General features: G+C 68.5%; 15 protein-coding genes. 7 read left to right on the top strand and 8 right to left on the bottom strand.

The window, feature by feature from the left end:
• Positions 1-430 (top strand): hypothetical protein (locus tag ACEZHJ_RS03975; protein WP_375036244.1); only part of this gene is annotated, 430 nt, incomplete at its 5' end.
• A 36-nt stretch (positions 431-466) separates the two neighbouring features.
• Here ACEZHJ_RS03975 and ACEZHJ_RS03970 read toward each other — a convergent pair.
• Entirely contained in the window at positions 467-2,233 is a 1,767-nt protein-coding gene (locus tag ACEZHJ_RS03970) for an alpha/beta hydrolase (RefSeq protein ID WP_163138724.1), read from the bottom strand.
• A 230-nt stretch (positions 2,234-2,463) separates the two neighbouring features.
• Between ACEZHJ_RS03970 and glnH the strand changes: the two genes are divergently transcribed.
• The 5 genes from glnH to ACEZHJ_RS03945 all read left to right on the top strand — a co-directional run bounded on the left by glnH (position 2,464) and on the right by ACEZHJ_RS03945 (position 6,643).
• Entirely contained in the window at positions 2,464-3,198 is a 735-nt protein-coding gene (gene glnH / locus ACEZHJ_RS03965) for a glutamine ABC transporter substrate-binding protein GlnH (protein WP_163138723.1), read from the top strand.
• Between the two features lie 79 nt (positions 3,199-3,277).
• Positions 3,278-3,934 carry a glutamine ABC transporter permease GlnP gene (glnP, locus tag ACEZHJ_RS03960; RefSeq protein ID WP_163138722.1) on the top strand — a complete coding sequence of 219 codons (657 nt, stop codon included), beginning with the start codon at positions 3,278-3,280 and terminating at the stop codon, positions 3,932-3,934.
• A gap of 2 nt (positions 3,935-3,936) precedes the next feature.
• Positions 3,937-4,659 (top strand): glutamine ABC transporter ATP-binding protein GlnQ, encoded by a 723-nt coding sequence (gene glnQ, locus ACEZHJ_RS03955; protein ID WP_163138732.1) that lies wholly within the window; start codon positions 3,937-3,939, stop codon positions 4,657-4,659.
• A gap of 11 nt (positions 4,660-4,670) precedes the next feature.
• Complete coding sequence (locus tag ACEZHJ_RS03950) at positions 4,671-5,723, top strand: C45 family peptidase (protein ID WP_163138721.1); 1,053 nt, start codon at positions 4,671-4,673, stop codon at positions 5,721-5,723.
• A complete protein-coding gene (locus tag ACEZHJ_RS03945) occupies positions 5,720-6,643 on the top strand; it encodes a MurR/RpiR family transcriptional regulator (RefSeq protein WP_018719778.1) in 924 nt (307 codons plus the stop codon). The genes ACEZHJ_RS03950 and ACEZHJ_RS03945 overlap by 4 nt, the downstream gene beginning before the upstream one ends.
• A gap of 44 nt (positions 6,644-6,687) precedes the next feature.
• Here ACEZHJ_RS03945 and ACEZHJ_RS03940 read toward each other — a convergent pair whose 3' ends face one another.
• Positions 6,688-7,872: a TauD/TfdA family dioxygenase gene (locus tag ACEZHJ_RS03940; RefSeq protein WP_018719779.1), complete on the bottom strand. Its 1,185-nt coding sequence runs from the start codon at positions 7,870-7,872 to the stop codon at positions 6,688-6,690.
• A 134-nt stretch (positions 7,873-8,006) separates the two neighbouring features.
• On the opposite strand from ACEZHJ_RS03940, the gene ACEZHJ_RS03935 reads away from it, so the two are divergent.
• Positions 8,007-8,945, top strand: a complete 939-nt coding sequence (locus tag ACEZHJ_RS03935) for a LysR substrate-binding domain-containing protein (protein WP_018719780.1) — start codon at positions 8,007-8,009, stop codon at positions 8,943-8,945.
• Positions 8,946-9,869: 924 nt separating this feature from the next.
• Here ACEZHJ_RS03935 and ACEZHJ_RS03930 read toward each other — a convergent pair.
• The 6 genes from ACEZHJ_RS03930 to ACEZHJ_RS03905 all read right to left on the bottom strand — a co-directional run bounded on the left by ACEZHJ_RS03930 (position 9,870) and on the right by ACEZHJ_RS03905 (position 15,681).
• Entirely contained in the window at positions 9,870-10,106 is a 237-nt protein-coding gene (locus tag ACEZHJ_RS03930; protein ID WP_018719167.1) for a hypothetical protein, read from the bottom strand.
• 371 nt (positions 10,107-10,477) lie between these two features.
• Positions 10,478-11,548, bottom strand: a complete 1,071-nt coding sequence (locus ACEZHJ_RS03925) for an EAL domain-containing protein (RefSeq protein ID WP_375036243.1) — start codon at positions 11,546-11,548, stop codon at positions 10,478-10,480.
• Positions 11,549-11,694: 146 nt separating this feature from the next.
• A complete protein-coding gene (locus ACEZHJ_RS03920; RefSeq protein ID WP_018719169.1) occupies positions 11,695-12,639 on the bottom strand; it encodes an electron transfer flavoprotein subunit alpha/FixB family protein in 945 nt (314 codons plus the stop codon).
• A gap of 2 nt (positions 12,640-12,641) precedes the next feature.
• Positions 12,642-13,391, bottom strand: a complete 750-nt coding sequence (locus ACEZHJ_RS03915) for an electron transfer flavoprotein subunit beta/FixA family protein (RefSeq protein ID WP_163138718.1) — start codon at positions 13,389-13,391, stop codon at positions 12,642-12,644.
• Between the two features lie 213 nt (positions 13,392-13,604).
• On the bottom strand, positions 13,605-14,846 hold the full coding sequence (locus ACEZHJ_RS03910) for a phenylacetate--CoA ligase family protein (RefSeq protein ID WP_163138717.1): 1,242 nt from the start codon (positions 14,844-14,846) through the stop codon (positions 13,605-13,607).
• A 13-nt stretch (positions 14,847-14,859) separates the two neighbouring features.
• Positions 14,860-15,681 (bottom strand): ABC transporter ATP-binding protein, encoded by an 822-nt coding sequence (locus ACEZHJ_RS03905; RefSeq protein WP_018719172.1) that lies wholly within the window; start codon positions 15,679-15,681, stop codon positions 14,860-14,862.
• Positions 15,682-15,685 lie beyond the last annotated feature (4 nt).

The raw sequence follows: 15,685 nt of genomic DNA, 5'->3' as shown, positions 1-15,685 counted from the left end.
CGCGAGCGTGGAGTGGACCTTCGGCAAGTCGGTCCTGCCCGAGATCGCCGTGGGCTTCCGCAGCGTGAAGGTCCAGTCGGACGGCGACGTCTTCGGCGGCCAGGCCAGCCTGTCCTTCGACCTCGCCGAGATGGGCATGGGGAAATTCAAGCTCCAGGCCGTGCAGGGCGACGAGAACGCCCAGCTCCAGCTCGGCACCGGCTACAGCATCGCCAGGAGCAACTTCCTGATCACCGGCGGCGTGCAGGGCAATCACGTCTTCGGCGGCGCGGACTACCTCTTCGGCACCGGATGGCAGGCCGTCGGCGGATTCAACACCATCGGCAACTACGACCCGCCGGAGGGGGCCAGCGTGCGCAGCTGCCCGGACGGCTACACCGACGCGTCCTCGGACTTCTGCGCCCCGGACGGGTTCTTCGGGATGGAGTAGGATCGCTGCCCCCGGGACTCACACCGGGGGCAACGCCTATCGCTGCAGCACGTAGTCCCCCGGCGCATCCTTCAGCGGGGGGTGTGAGCTGCCGCCCATCGGCGGCGGTGCGATCCGCTCCGAGGAGTGCGCCGCCAGCCACTCCTGCCATGCCGGCCACCACGACCCGTCCTGGGTCGGTACCGTGTCCCGCCAGGTCTCCGGGTCGATGTAGGTATCGCCCTCGGTGTGGGTGTGCATCTGGAAACGCCGCCGCGGGTGCCCCGGCTCGCTGACGATACCGGCATTGTGTCCGCCGCTGGTCAGCACGAAGGTGATCTCGTCCACGTCCGCGAGCAGGTGGATCTTGTACACGGAGTGCCATGGCGCAACGTGGTCCTTGACCGTGCCGACCGCGAAGATCGGCATGCGGATATCGGGGATCGCCACCGGACGGCCATTGACGATGTAGCGGCCGGTGGCCAGCTCGTTGTTGAGGAAGAGGCGGCGCAGGTACTCCGTGTGCATGCGGTAGGGCATGCGCGTGAGGTCTGCGTTCCAGGCCATTAGGTCGTTCATCGGCTGGCGCTCGCCGAGCAGGTACTCGCGGACCATGCGCGACCAGACCAGATCGTTCGAGCGCAGCAGCTGGAATGCCCCCGCCATCTGGTGACCGTCCAGATAGCCCTGCTCCCACATCATGTTCTCGAGCAGATCCACCTCGCTTTCACTGATGAACAGCATCAGCTCCCCCGCCTCGGTGAAGTCCACCTGGGTCGCCAGGGTCGTCATCGAGGCCAGGCGCTCGTCACCGTCGCGGCCCATCGCCGCGGCGGCGATGCTGAGCAGCGTCCCGCCGAGGCAGTAGCCCACACCGTGGACCTGGCGGTCCGGCACGATCTCGTTGATGACATCCAGCGCCGCCATCGGGCCCAGCGTGCGGTAATCGTCCATGCCCAGGTGCCGATCCTCGGAATCGGGATTGCGCCAGGAGATCATGAACACGGTGTGGCCATTGTCCACGAGATAGCGCACCAGCGAATTCTCGGCCGACAGGTCGAGGATGTAGTACTTCATGATCCACGCCGGGACGATCAGCACCGGCTCGGCGTGGACCGTCTCGGTGCTCGGGCTGTACTGGATCAGCTCGATGAGATTGTTGCGGTACACCACCTTGCCCGGCGTCGTGGCCAGATTCTCACCGACCCGGTAGTCCTCCGTTCCCACCGGCGGCTTTCCGGAGACCAGCCGCTCCCAGTCCTCAACGAAGTTATCGATCCCGCGGATGAAGTTCATGCCGCCCTCGGAGACGGCCTTGCGGGTCACCTCCGGGTTGAGCAGCGGATAGTTGGTCGGCGAGAAGCGGTCGAGGAGCTGGCGGGCGGTGAAGGAGACCACCTCCTCGCGGTAGTCCGAGAGCCCGTCGATATCGGTGGTCGCCGTATCCCACCACTGCTGCTGCAGCAGGAAGGACTGTGCGATGAGGTTGTAGGGCCAGTGACACCAGCCCTCATCGTCGAAGCGATGATCGGACGAAGCCGGCTCGATGCACGGCGCCCCGTCCTGGGCAGTGCCGGTCCGTGCCGCGTGTCGCGTGAGCCGGATGTTGCTGCGCATCGCCTCCTCGACGAGCTCGAGCTGTTTGCCCGGCGAGGCCGCGAGATGGGAGAACCACTCGAAGCCGACACTGGCGAGCCCCGCCGGCGTCAGGCCGTTGGTCGCTCGCGCCAGTGCGGCCTTGAATGCGCGATCCAGCGCGTGCGCCATATACGTATTGGGCTTGAACGCCTCGTTCACCGCCCCGCCCTGCGTCTGCCGGGTCATGGCCTGCCTCCTGCAATGTTCACTGCTATCCCTCTGCATAACACGAACCGGGGATGTTGCAAAGCAACACCGATAGCCGGTTAACGGATACGCCACGGACCGACCCCGAGGGGAACCCCGTCTGTCACTCCCGCTCTGGCAATATGCAAATTTATTGCTACTGTTAATCATCAAGTTTGCTTTTGCGCAAACTTTTTACCAAAAATCGCAACGCGTGACGGGAGAACACCATGAAACCTCGACACCTTTTCGCCGCCCTGCTGCTTGGCCTGGGCATGAGCGCCGGCGCCCATGCCGAGAAGCTGCTGGTCGCCGTGGACACCGCGTTCGTGCCTTTCGAGTTCGAGCAGGATGGCGCCTACACGGGCTTTGACATCGATCTCTGGAAGGGCATCGCCGAGCGGCTGGACGTGGACTACGAACTCCAGCCCATGGACTTCAACGGCATCATTCCGGCACTCCAGACGGGTAACGTGGACCTCGCCCTGGCCGCCATCTCGGTGACCGCCGACCGCGAGAAGGCGATCGATTACTCCTACCCCTACTACGACAGCGGCGTGCTGCTGATGGTGCGTTCCGGCAACGACGACGTCCGCGGCACCGACGACCTCTCCGACAAGGTGGTGGGCGTGAAACAGGGCACTGCTGCGGCGGACTTCATCGACACGCTCGATACCGGCAAGGTAATCAAGTTCCCCAACATCAGCGACGCCTACCTCGCACTGCGCACCCGGCGCGTGGACGTCGCCGCCCACGACACCCCCAACGTCCTCTACTACATCAAGACCGCCGGCGACGGCGACGTGAAGGCGGTGGGCTCGAGCATGGATGCGCAGTCCTACGCCATCGGCTTCCCTCAGGGCAGCGCGCTGCGCGACCGCGTGAACGTCGCCCTGCTCGAGATGATGAGCGACGGCAGCTACGACGCCATCTACGAGCGGTGGTTCGGCAAGGCGCCGCAGTGACTGCCGGGCGCCCGGTGCGCCCGCCCCACCCACACGGACCCCGGCCACGCGCCGGGGTCCGGCAACCGGGAGCGGACCCATGCAATTCGACTTCTCGGTGATCCCGCAGGCCCTGCCGGAGCTGTTCGCCGGCGCGCGGCTCACCCTCTACATCACCGTCGTGGGCCTGCTCGGCGGCTTCGCCATCGGCGTGGTCGCCGGCACCGCCCGCGCCTACGGCAATCGCGCGGTCAACGCCATCGCCATGGCCTACATCGAGCTCATCCGCGGCACGCCCATTGTCGTGCAGGTGATGTTCATCTACTTCGCCATGCCGATCCTGCTCGACGTACGCCTCGACGCGCTGACGTCCGCCGTCTCGGCGATCGTGATCAACGCAGGCGCGTACATCGCGGAGATCGTCCGCGGCGCGCTGCTGTCCATCAGCCGGGGCTACATCGAGGCGGGCAAGGCCCTGGGTATCACCCGCTGGCAGCTCTTCCGCGACATCATCGGGCCTCTGGCCTTCCGCCGGCTGGTCCCGCCGCTGGGCAACCAGTGCATCATCAGCCTAAAGGACACGTCACTGTTCATCGTCATCGGCGTCGCCGAACTCACCCGCCAGGGCCAGGAGGTCATGGCGAGCACGTTCCGGGCCGTGGAGATCTGGTCCACCGTCGCGGTGCTCTACCTCGCCATGACCCTGACCATGACCCTCGCCCTGCGCATTATCGAGAGAAGGATGAAAATCCTATGAGCATGGTGGAATTCGACAACGTCACCAAGGCCTTCGGGGACCTGGTGGTGCTCCACGGGCTCGACTTCGCCGTCGAGCGCGGCGAGGTGGTCTTCGTGGTCGGACCGTCGGGCTCCGGCAAGTCGACGCTGCTTCGCTGCATCAACGCCCTGGAACCCATCACCGGCGGCGCCCTGCTCGTCGAAGGCCGCAACGTGGCCGACCCGCGCACCAACATCCGGGAGATCCGGCGCGAGGCCGGCATGGTCTTCCAGCAGTTCAACCTGTTCCCGCACATGAGCGCGCTCGGCAACGTCTCCTACGGCGTGCGCCGTGTGCGCGGCAAGTCCCGGCGGGAGGCCGAGGCCATCGCCATGCCGCTGCTCGAGAAGGTCGGCATGGCCGACCGCGCGGACCACTACCCCGACGAGCTCTCCGGCGGCCAGGCACAGCGCGTCGCCATTGCCCGGGCGCTTGCGGTCAATCCGGACCTCATGCTCTTCGACGAGCCCACCTCGGCGCTGGACCCGGAGCTGCGCTACGAGGTCCTGCGGGTGATGCGCGATGTCGTCGAGGCCGGCATGACCATGATCGTGGTCACCCACGAGATGTCCTTCGCCCGGGAGGTCGGCACGCGGCTGCTGTTCATGGACGAAGGGCGGATCGCCCTCGACGGCGATCCCCGCGAGCTGATGGCGGCGCCGCCGAATCAGCGCTTCGCCGATTTCCTGGTTCACATCCAGTAGGGCGGGACGCGATGGAATGCGTGCACGCGGCGGGAACGCCGCTCGACATCGGCCGGCGGCTCGGGGAGCACGGCCGCCGGGGATTCGCCTCGCTGATCCGGCCCGGGCCGGACTTCACCCGGCTGCAGGCCGCGCTGCCACCGGGCTGGCTGGCGGACGTCGCCGGGCGCATCCGCGATACGTTCCCGGCGGTCTGGGCCGAGCTTCGGGGCCTCGCCGAAGGGCTGGATCAGCCCCTGGAGGCGGTGCTGCTGTGGAACTGCCGCGGCGATCTCGCCCCCACCGGCCCGGAGGGCTGCTCCTCGGTGGCGGTCGCCGGCGACGGCGTGAACTGGCTCGCCCATAACGAGGACGGGGACCCGCGGCTGCGCCGCCACTGCTTCCTCCTCGACGCCGACCCGGCGGCGGCCCCCGGTTTCGTCACCTTCTGCTATCCCGGCTCGCTGCCCGGCCACACCCTGGCCGCCAACACCGCCGGGCTCGCCTACACGGTGAACAACCTGCGTCTCACCGAACACCCGCCGGGCATCCCGCGCATGGTTACCGCCCGGGCCCTGCTCGGCTGCGCGGACGTGGACGCGGCTCTGGCGGTGCTTCGCGGAACCCAGCGCAGCGGTGGCTTCCATTTCATGATGGCCGATTGCCGGGGCGCGGCACCGCTGTCCGTGGAGGCGCCGTTCCACGGCCTGTTCACGGAAACGGCCGCGCCCGCGGCGGTACACGCCAACCACCTGGTCCGCCCGGACGCAGCGGCCCTGCCCCAACGGATCACCGCCTCGTCCGCTGCCCGTCAGGCAAGGCTGGAGGCCTGGCTGGCGACGCAGGATGAGGGGCCACCGTCACCACAGGCCCTGCTCGCGATCCTCGCGGACCGCCGCGACCCGGTGCTGCCGGTGCACCGGACCGCGCCGGACGACCCGGACGGCGAAAACACCCTCGCCACGGCGCTGTTCCGCTTGGACCCCGGCGGCATAACGGCTACCGTACGGGCATCACCCGACGGCGCGGTGGTCGCGGAACGCCGTCTGGGCCCGTCGTCATCCGCCCCACCGGAGCACTCATGAGCGAGACCGCCGGCGACGAACCGACCCTGCCCCTCCCGCCCCGATCCCTCGACGGGCTGCGACGGGTCGTGGAGGCGGGCCGGCGTCGCGAGGCGGGGGTACGCCTGGGCCAGCGCTCGCTGGCAATCCTCGAGCACATGCTCGACAACCCGGAGGAGGCGACCCTCGGTAGCATCGCGGCCATCGCCCGCCAGCACGGGGTCAGCGCCTCGACGCTGACCCGGCTCGCACGGCGGCTGGGCTTCGACGGCTTCAAGGCCTTCCAGCATCTCTTCCGCGTGGAGGTCGCGCGGGGCCGGCACTTCTATACCGAGCAGGCCCAGCGGCTGATGGAGACGACCACCGAGGCCGGCAGGACACACTCGCCGGGCATGGCCGCGGCGGGCCACGAGCTCCAGAACCTGGCCGACACCGCGGCAAGCCTCGACGCCGGGACCGTCACCGCGGTACGCGACGCCGTGCTTCGCGCCCGCCGGCTCTATGTGCTCGGCCTGCGTGGCTGCTACGGCGTCGCCCACTACCTGGGCTACTACCTCGGCTTCATCGGCAAGCCCGTCTCCACCCTGGGCGCGGCCGGCTTCACCCTCGCCGAGGAGATCAGCGACATCACCCCGGACGACCTGCTCATCGCCGCCACCGTGCGCCCGGAGACACGGCTGACGGTGGACGCCTGCCGCATGGCCGCTGGCAAGGGCGTGCCAGTGGTGACGCTCACCAACCACTACGCCTCGCCGGTGCGCGAGTACGGACGCCACAATCTCTACGCCCGCTGCGACGGACCGTACTACTTCAACCCGGTGGCGGGACTGTTCATGGTGGCGGAGGTGGTGCTCGCCGAGGTCGCGGCGGCACTGGGGGAGGCGATGATCGACCCGCTCGGCCGGCGGGAGGCGTCGTTCGAGGCCCTCGGCATCGAGTAGCCCGGGAAGAAGACGCCGGGGAAGCCCCGGCGCCGTTGCCTCCTTTACGCCGCCCGCCGCTCCAGCACGCGCAGCCGCGAGTGGATCAGGTCGCGGTCGAGGTAGGCCCCCTGGAGGTGGCGGCCACCGGTGGACGGATCGAAGGCCTCGCGCCCGTGCAGCACGCGCAGGTTGTCGAACGCCACCATCTGCCCGGGACGCAGGCTGAAGCGGATCGCGAAACGCGGGTCACGCAGCGCGTTCCAGAAACGCCGATAGGCCCGGTAGAAGGGCGCCACCAGGTGGCCCGGGAGCCGCAGGCTGTCCCGTATCCAGTTATTGAACCGGATCTCGGCGAGCGCGCCGCTGTCGTCGAGCCCGATGATCGGAGCGCGGTAGGCGAGATCGGTGTGCTCGTCCTGAAAACGGAAGTCCACCGACTGCTCACTGAGCAGGCGGAAGGATTCCGGGTCTTCCGAGCGCAGCCATTCGGCAACGGCGAAGCCGTCCGTAAGCAGCGAGGCACCGCCCTCGGCCTCGTTCTGAAGGCAGTAGAGGAGCTGGAAGTCCGGTGGACGCCGCCAATTCGGCAGGTCGATGTGTGGCTCGAGCGCGATCGGCGTGTAGGCCGCGTTGTTCGGGTCGGGCCGGGAGACGACGTCGAAATGCCGGCCGAAGTTGGTCTCCCGCGGCCAGCCGATACGCTCGGCCACGCGGATGACCTCGTTCTCCGTCGTGGGACCGTTCTCCAGGAGGACGAAACCGTAGCGCACCAGCGAATGCAACCAGTCACGCACGCCCTCGCCCGAGCCCATGAACGCCCCGTGGTCGACGCGCGGCAGCGCATCGGCGATGGCCGCATCCCACGTCTCGACCTCGACCGGCGAACGGGGCGCCGCCGGCAGCGCGCGCTGGCGCAGCCAGCCCGGATCGAACTCGCTGATGTGCTCGGGAAAGTCCCCCATGGGCGGCCAGACCAGGCGCAATGCCCCCCGGTCGGTGGTCGTCGCCGTGGGGCGGGGAAGCGTCTCGGGCAGATCGATCAGCGCCACTGTGCGCTCGTGCGTCTGCGGATGCCGGCACTTCGGGCAGGCACAGTGATCGCGCAGCCAGAGCCGGTGGAAGTCCGCGCGGAAACCGTCGTCCCAGACCAGCTCCAGCCCGGTATCGTTGTGCGCCACGTGTGCCAGGCGTCGCGGGTCGGCGTAGTCCGCCAGCTCGCCCATGTCGACTACGGTCTCAGTGTCCATCTTGGTGGCCTCGTCCGGGTCTGTCTGTGTGGGTGTGCCGTTGGCGGGGTAGTGAAACGCGGCGACAAAGGAGGCGGCAAACGATTTATACCGCTACAATGACCCCGATTTTCTTATGACCCGTTTATCCAACCATGTCCCGAGCACTTCCGCCCGCCCAGGCACTGCACGCCTTCGACGCCGCCGCCCGGCACATGAGCTTCACCGAGGCGGCGAGGGAGCTCGGAGTGACGCAGGCCGCGATCAGTCAGCGCATCCGAGTGCTGGAGCACAGCGTCGGCCAGCCGCTGTTCGTGCGGCACCCGCGTGGACTGGAGCTCACGGCCGCCGGCCGCTCGTTCGTACCCGCCGTGCGCGAGGCCTTCGAGCGCCTGACGATGGGCGTCATGGAGGCATTCGGACCGACCCGGGGCGAAGGCACACTCACCCTTCGCGCCACCCCGGGGTTCATCGCCCTGTGGCTCGCCCCCCGGCTCCCCCGGTTCCAGGCCGAACACCCCGAGATCACGCTGCGCCTGACCACGGCGGTGTGGCCGTCGGACTTCGGCGGCGAGGGATCGGATCTCGAGGTGCGCTACGGTCGCGGCGGTTGGCACGACGTGCTTTGCCTGCGGCTGACCGAGGAACGGATCGCGCCGGTCTGCCGTCGCGGGATGGCTCTCGGGCTGGAGACGCCGGCGGATATGGCCGGTCTCACGCTGATTCACGCCGTCGGATTCGAGACCGGCTGGCCCCGGTGGCTGGCCACCGTGGGCGAGCCGGCGCTGATCGACCGCAACCCGGCGCTGCTGTGCGACACCATGGACGACGTGCAGGCGCTTGCCGTTCAGGGCTCGGGCATCGCCATGGGCCGCAGCAGTCTCGTCTCCGCGGCACTCGCCGACGGGCGGCTGGTCGCCCCGTTCGATCACTGGGTCAGCGCCGACGAGGCGTTCCACCTGACACGCCCGCGGCAATTCTCCCCGCGGCCGGAGACGGCGGCGTTCTGGGAGTGGATGCGCCGCGAGATCCACGCACCGGACGATACCGTCGCTCCCGACGGCGGTAACGGACCCGGCTTGCGGACCGGGTAGCAGCGGGAACGACGCCGATGCGGCACCTCCCGCCGGCCGGCGGTCCCCACAGTCGCCGCCTCCCCCGCGGGCATCGCCGGACGCCTCCGGGCGAACGATTCGCGGCGGACCTGGCAGGGATACCGGCTGCGAGGAGCCGCCGACCTACGGCAAAGGCTGAACCGCTTTAAGCGCGGGCAGATACCGTCTCGCGGATCAAGCGATTTGCGGACTTTAGGGTGTCTGGTCCTTGATGACGCCGAAGCAGATGGGGACGGGCTTGCGCATGGCCGCCCCAGGGCGGCCATGCTGGCGTTGCCCCGACTGCGCAGGCACTGGCAAAACGCGCGCACACCGGGTTTGCGAGGTCGGCCGCTCACGGTAGTCGACGTTGCCGACACGGCAGGCGGGGATGTTGGCTGCCAGGAGCAGCCAACCTACGGGAACTCGCGTAGGTCGTGCGCCGCAGGCGTGCGACATTCCGGCGCGGTCATTGAAGATGTCGCACACGGCACGCGGCCGTGCACGACCTACCGGTCTGTCTGGAGCGGCCAACCCGCGCGGCCTGTCACCGCCCGGGATTACTGCCGTAGATCGGTTGCTCGAAGGCAACCGACAATCACCGGAAGAGGGGCGAGCAGAGGGCGTGGCCCCCCGGCGGATACGCCGTGGCGTGTCGGGCCCCGCCATGTGGGTATCGCTGAACCGCGGTGAACCCGGGTGGTCCGTGCGCCTCAGGCGTGCGATGTTCCGCGCGAATGCCGGTGCAATCACTGCCATGAACAGGCCTATGGCCGTCGGGAGGCGGGACGGCGCCGGCTTGCCGGTCACCGTCGGCAACCCTTTCCCGGCAAAATGCGATAAACCAAAAAAAATGACCGGACCCGATTGGGTCCGGTCAAAGGGCCTCGCCGAAGGCGACGCCCGTCCCCGTGGTCGTTGCCGTTATGCGCGCCGCCTCATGGCCTCTTCGAGGGGCGGCGCCGCCCGGAACAGAAATGCAATGCTCGTGCCATGGTGTCGGAGTTCGTCGTCCGCGTGCTCATCGATCACACAGGAGTGCTCATCGAAGCCCAGCGGACGGCAGCGCCCCAGCGCCTCGTCACGGCTGTCCGCACGGACCTTGACCATCTGCGGGGCGTGCTCGTTGCGCGAGCTGCTGACGAGATACCAGTGGGCCATGATTCCGGCCTCCTTTCGTCCGTTTCGACACGGCCCTAACCATAACCCACTTTGTTGCGTCGCAGCATACAAGGTGCTGTGATTGCAAGTCACTGAATGTTCTAAACACGTGCAAGACCGCGGTGCAATCGCACCAAAAGACGACACGGCATGGGCCGCCCTGCCCCCGCTTTTTCGGCCAGGGAAGGAGGGAACACCGCAGCAGCGACACCGGCAGTCACGGGACGGGGCCAGCCTACGGCCGGTGTCCGTACCCGTGAATAACCTTCTCAGGGGGGATCGTGTTTCAGCGGCCGGAGAGATTCGGCGCAGGGCGTGTTCGTACTGGCTGGCCCACACCGAGGCAAGGCCCCGGGAACCAACGGGTATGGCTACCCGCTGCCCGGGAAGACAGGATCGGGGCCCGGGCGGGCGAAGAGGAAGCCCTGTAGATAGTCCACACCGTGCTCTACGAGCCAGTCCCGCTCGCCGGGCGTCTCGATGCCCTCGGCGATCACCTCGATGCCAAGCCCGGCGGCGATGTCGATAAGACCGCGGAGGATGGCCTGACGGCTCGGGTCCCCGTCGACCCCCTGGACCAGCTCCATGTCGAGCTTCACGAAGTCCGGGTGCAGTCGCTGGAGGAGGTTGAGTGAGCTGTAGCCCGCGCCAAGGTCGTCCAGGGCGACCCGGAAGCCCGCGTCACGGTAGACCTCGAGGATACTCAGCAGTCGCTGCGAGTCCTCGACGTGGTCGCTCTCCACCACTTCGAAAACGAACGTCTCCGGCGCACGCTCGATACGCCGGGTCGCCTCGATGGTGCTCCGCAGGCAGTAGGCCGGGTCATAGATGGCGGTCGGATTGAAGTTGATGAACAGCGGCGTATCCCGGGACAGCCGGGCGGAGGCCTCGACCGCCGCCAGCCGGGCCGCCCGGTCCAGCTGGAACATCAGCTGGGCGGTACGCGCCGTGCCGAACATCCGTCCCGGGGGGATGGTCTCACCGTCGGCGCCCCGCCCGCGCGCGAGCGCCTCGAAGGCGAATACCGACAGTCCGGCACCGTGGTTGCGCATGATGGGCTGGAAATGGCTCGCCAGCCGGCCGTCGTCGATGAGATCGAGCAGCCAGCTTCCAGCGGCAAGCGCGCACAGGACCTGCAGTGAACGTGCCCGGGCGAGTCCGGCGGCATCAAGGGTCTCGCCCCGACCCTGGAACACCGCAAGGCAATCCCGCTGCTCCGCCGCGGACAGCGCCTGCTGGAAGCCATCGAGTAGCCCGGCGAGGCCGTCCGCGGGTACCTGGAAGGCGACCACGTCGCGCTCGCGGCGGGCCCCCTCGACACCGTGCTCCCGCGCCGCACCCTCCAGCTTGCCCCGGGTATGGGGCATGGGCACGGCGACGAAAAGCTCGCCGTCGCCCGCCGGCAGCGGCGCCGGGACGCCATCACAGAAACTGCAGCTCATGATGATCGATCAAATCCGCATCGGGCCGGCCACCCGGCCGCACAACCCGAAAAGACGATAACGGGCACGGCCCGTTACTCCCGGTGCCTTTATGCCGGCCACCGGCGGGTACGTCAACCGCATACCCGCCGGCGGCCGCGGCGGGGTCAGCCGGTCTTGTCCAGCTCCGACTCCAGCTCCGGCAGCGCCTCGAAGAGGTCGGCGACGAGGCCATAGTCGGCGATCTCGAAGATCGGCGCCTCCTCGTCCTTGTTGATCGCCACCACCACCTTCGAGTCCTTCATGCCGGCGAGGTGCTGGATCGCCCCGCTGATGCCCACCGCGATATAGAGCTTGGGCGCGACAATCTTGCCGGTCTGACCGACCTGGTAGTCGTTGGGCACGAAACCGGCGTCCACCGCCGCCCGCGAGGCACCGACGGCGGCGCCGAGGCGGTCCGCGATGCGTTCGATGAGCTGGAAGTTCTCGCCGGAACCCAGCCCCCGTCCGCCGGAGACAACGATCTCGGCGGCGGTGAGCTCGGGGCGGTCGGAGCTGGTAAGCGACTCGTCGACGAATTCCGCGATGTCGGCGTGGGGCATCGCCTCGAGGGACTCCACCGCGGCACTGCCGCCTTCGGTGGCCGCCGGGTCGAAGCCGGTGGCTCGCACGCTCACCACCTTGATCGCGTCCTGGCTCTGTACGGTGGCAATGGCGTTACCGGCGTAGATGGGACGGCGGAAGGTATCCGCCGACTCGACGCCGACGATGTCCGAGACCATGGCCACGTCCAGCCCGGCAGCCACCCGCGGCAGGAAATTCTTGCCGAAGGTGCTTGCGGGGGCGAGCACGTGGGAGTAGCCCCGGGCCAGCTCGGTGACCAGCGCGGCCATGTCCTCCGCGGTGGGGTGCTCGTAGTGCGGCGCCTCGCTGTGCAGCACCCGCGCGACGCCGGGCAGCGCGGCGGCCGCGTCGGCGACGCTGCGGCAGTCGTGGCCGGCGACGAGCACGTCCACGTCGCCACCGATCTCGGCGGCGGCGGTGACGGTGGAGAGGGTGCCCTGCCCGAGGGCGGCGTTGTCGTGTTCGGCGATGATCAGCACGTTGGCCATGGTCAGATCACCTTCGCTTCATTGCGGAGTTTCTCCACCAGCTCGGCGACGCTGGCGACCTTGACGCCGCCCTGGCGCTTGGGCGGCTCGGCGACGTTGAGCGTGGTCAGTCGCGGGGCGAGATCCACGCCCAGCTCGCCGGCATCGATGACGTCGAGCTGCTTCTTTTTGGCCTTCATGATGTTGGGCAGCTTCACGTACCGCGGCTCGTTCAGGCGCAGGTCAGTGCTCACCACCGCCGGCAGTTTCAGGCGCACGGTCTGCGTGCCGCCGTCCACCTCGCGGTTCACGGTCACGGCGTCGTCGCCGAGCTCCACGCCGCAGGCGAAGGTACCCTGCCCCCAGCCGAGCAGCGCGGCGAGCATCTGCGCGGTCTGGTTGGCATCGTCGTCGATGGCCTGCTTGCCCGCGATCACCAGGCCGGGCTGCTCGCGCTCGACCAGCGCCGCCAGCGCCTTGGCCACGGCCAGCGGCTGCAGCGCTTCATCGGTGGCGACCAGGATGGCGCGGTCGGCGCCCATCGCGAGCGCCGTGCGCAGGGTCTCCTGGCTACTCTGCTCGCCCAGAGAGACGGCGACGATCTCCTCGACCCTGCCGGCCTCCTTGAGCCGCACCGCCTCCTCGACGGCGATCTCGTCGAAGGGGTTCATGGAATGCTTGACATTGGCGGTCTCCACCCCGGAGCCGTCTGCCTTGACGCGGACCTTGACGTTGTAGTCCACCACCCGTTTGACCGGGACCAGTACCTTCATGATCGCTCCCGTCCCAATGGTTTTTCCGCTTGCTTCGCCGGCGTGGCATCCACCGGCCTCTCGTCCTCGGGGGTAAGAATAACCCCTTATGGCACCCGCCTACCGAGAGCGGTTTCCTCTGGCTATAAGCAGTGCCGGTTCTACCCCCTGCTTACACCCGCCGGGGGTGCGGACACCTGCCCGGGAACGACACCGCGTGTGGCGCGCACGCCATCAGGCGTAATCGCGCTGGTCGTCGATGACCTTGCCATCATTCGCCAACTCGCCCGGTGCGACCAGTGCCACCTCGCCACGCAGTTTACACAACTCGCGGATGCTCTCGCCCACGGCGCCGGCCAGCGCCGTGTCCTCGGGCTGAGCCGTCTCGCAGTAGAGGGTCATCACGTCGCGGTGGTCCTCGCGGGTGACGACCAGGCGGGTGCGCCCGAGCGCCGGGTGACGGCGGGCGACGGCATCCACCTGGGAGGGGTGCACGAACATCCCGCGCACCTTCGCGGTCTGGTCGGCGCGACCCATCCAGCCGCGGATCCGGCGATTAGTACGTCCGGTGGGGCACGCCCCGGGCATCACCGCGGAGAGGTCGCCGGTGGCGAAGCGGATCAGCGGATAGTCGGGATTGAGGGTGGTCACCACCACCTCCCCGACCTCGCCCTCCGGCACCGGTTCGCCGGTGCCGGGACGCACGATCTCGACGATCACGTCCTCATCGACCACCAGCCCCTCCCGCGCGGCGGTCTCGTAGGCGATGAGCCCGAGGTCCGCAGTGCCGTAGCACTGGTGCACCTCGATGCCCCGCTCGCGGAAGCGCTCCACCAGCGACGGCGGCAGCGGCTCGGCGGTCACCAGGCCGTGGCTGAGCGAATCCACCCGTTCGCCGAGCTCGTCCGCCTTCTCCAGCAGGATGTTCAGGAACGACGGCGTGCCGGTGTAGTAACGCGGACGCAGCTGGGCCATGGCCCGGACCTGCAGCTCTGTCTGCCCCGTGCCCGCCGGGAAGACGGGGCAGCCGAGCGCGGCGGCGGCGCTGTCGAACATCGAGCCCGCGGGCGTGAAGTGATAGGCAAAGGTGTTGTGTACCAGCCCGCCACCGCGGCGGAAACCGGCGGCCGTCATCGCCCGGCCGAAGCGCCAGAAGTCCTCGCGCCGGGTCTGGGGCTCGTAGATCGGGCCCGGCGACTGGAAGACCCGCAGTGTGGCCTCGTGGCCGACCGCCGTAAGGCCGCCGAACGGGGGCTCGGCCTGCTGGCGCTCGATGAGCTCGGACTTGCGCAGCACCGGCAGCCGGGCCAGCGCCGCCGCGTCGGTGATGTCGCCGGCGTCGATGCCGGCCAGGCTCTCGGTGTAGTGCGCGGCATTCGCCTGGGCATTGCGGATCTGGGCCGGCAGGGCCTCGGCGATGGCCGCCGCCCGCGCCTCGGTGGTACGCGTCTCGCGCTCGTCGTAGTGCTCGCTCATCGCGCCTCCCGGTTCACAGCCAGCGCTTGCGGCGCTTGTAGCTCTTGAGGTTCTTGAACGACCGCCGCTCCTCGCCGCCACCGAGATAGGACTCCTTGACGTCCTCGTTGTTCATCAGCGCCTCGCGGCTACCATCGAGCACGATCTTGCCGTTCTCCATGATGTAGCCGTAGTCGCACATGCGCAGCGCGAAGTTGGCGTTCTGCTCGACCAGCAGCATGGTCAGGCCCTGTTCGCGGTTGATACGCCCGATGATGGCGAACACCTCCTTGACCAGCAGCGGCGACAGCCCCATCGAGGGCTCGTCGAGCAGCAGCATCTTCGGCCTCGCCATGAGGGCACGGCCGATGGCGAGCATCTGCTGCTCACCGCCGGAGAGGTAGCCGGCCAGTCCGCCGGAGCGCTCGCGCAGGCGCGGGAAGTACTCGAAGACCATCTCCATGTCGGCGCGGATACCCTCCTTGTCCCGGCGCGTGAACGCGCCCAGGCGGAGGTTCTCGACCACGGTCATGTCCTCGACGATGCGCCGGCCCTCCATCACCTGGAAGATGCCCCGGCGCACGATCTCCTCGGGCGGACGGTTGCTGATGGTCTCGCCCTCGAACTCCACGCTGCCGCGGGTGACCTCGCCGTCCTCGGTCCGCAGCAGCCCGGAGATGGCCTTGAGGGTGGTGGACTTGCCCGCCCCGTTCGCCCCGAGCAGCGCCACGATCTGCCCCTTGGGGACCTCCAGCGAGACCCCGCGCAGGACCAGGATGACGTCGTCGTAGACGACCTCGACGTTGTTCACCGCCAGTACCGGTGCCGCAGTGGCCGCCCCCGCCGGTTGTGACATGACG

Origin of the sequence: Arhodomonas sp. KWT2 (assembly GCF_041949875.1) — a bacterium.
GTDB lineage: Bacteria > Pseudomonadota > Gammaproteobacteria > Nitrococcales > Nitrococcaceae > Arhodomonas > Arhodomonas aquaeolei.
The sequence above is the reverse complement of the archived record's forward strand: the minus strand, read 5'-3'. Positions and strand labels throughout refer to the sequence as shown.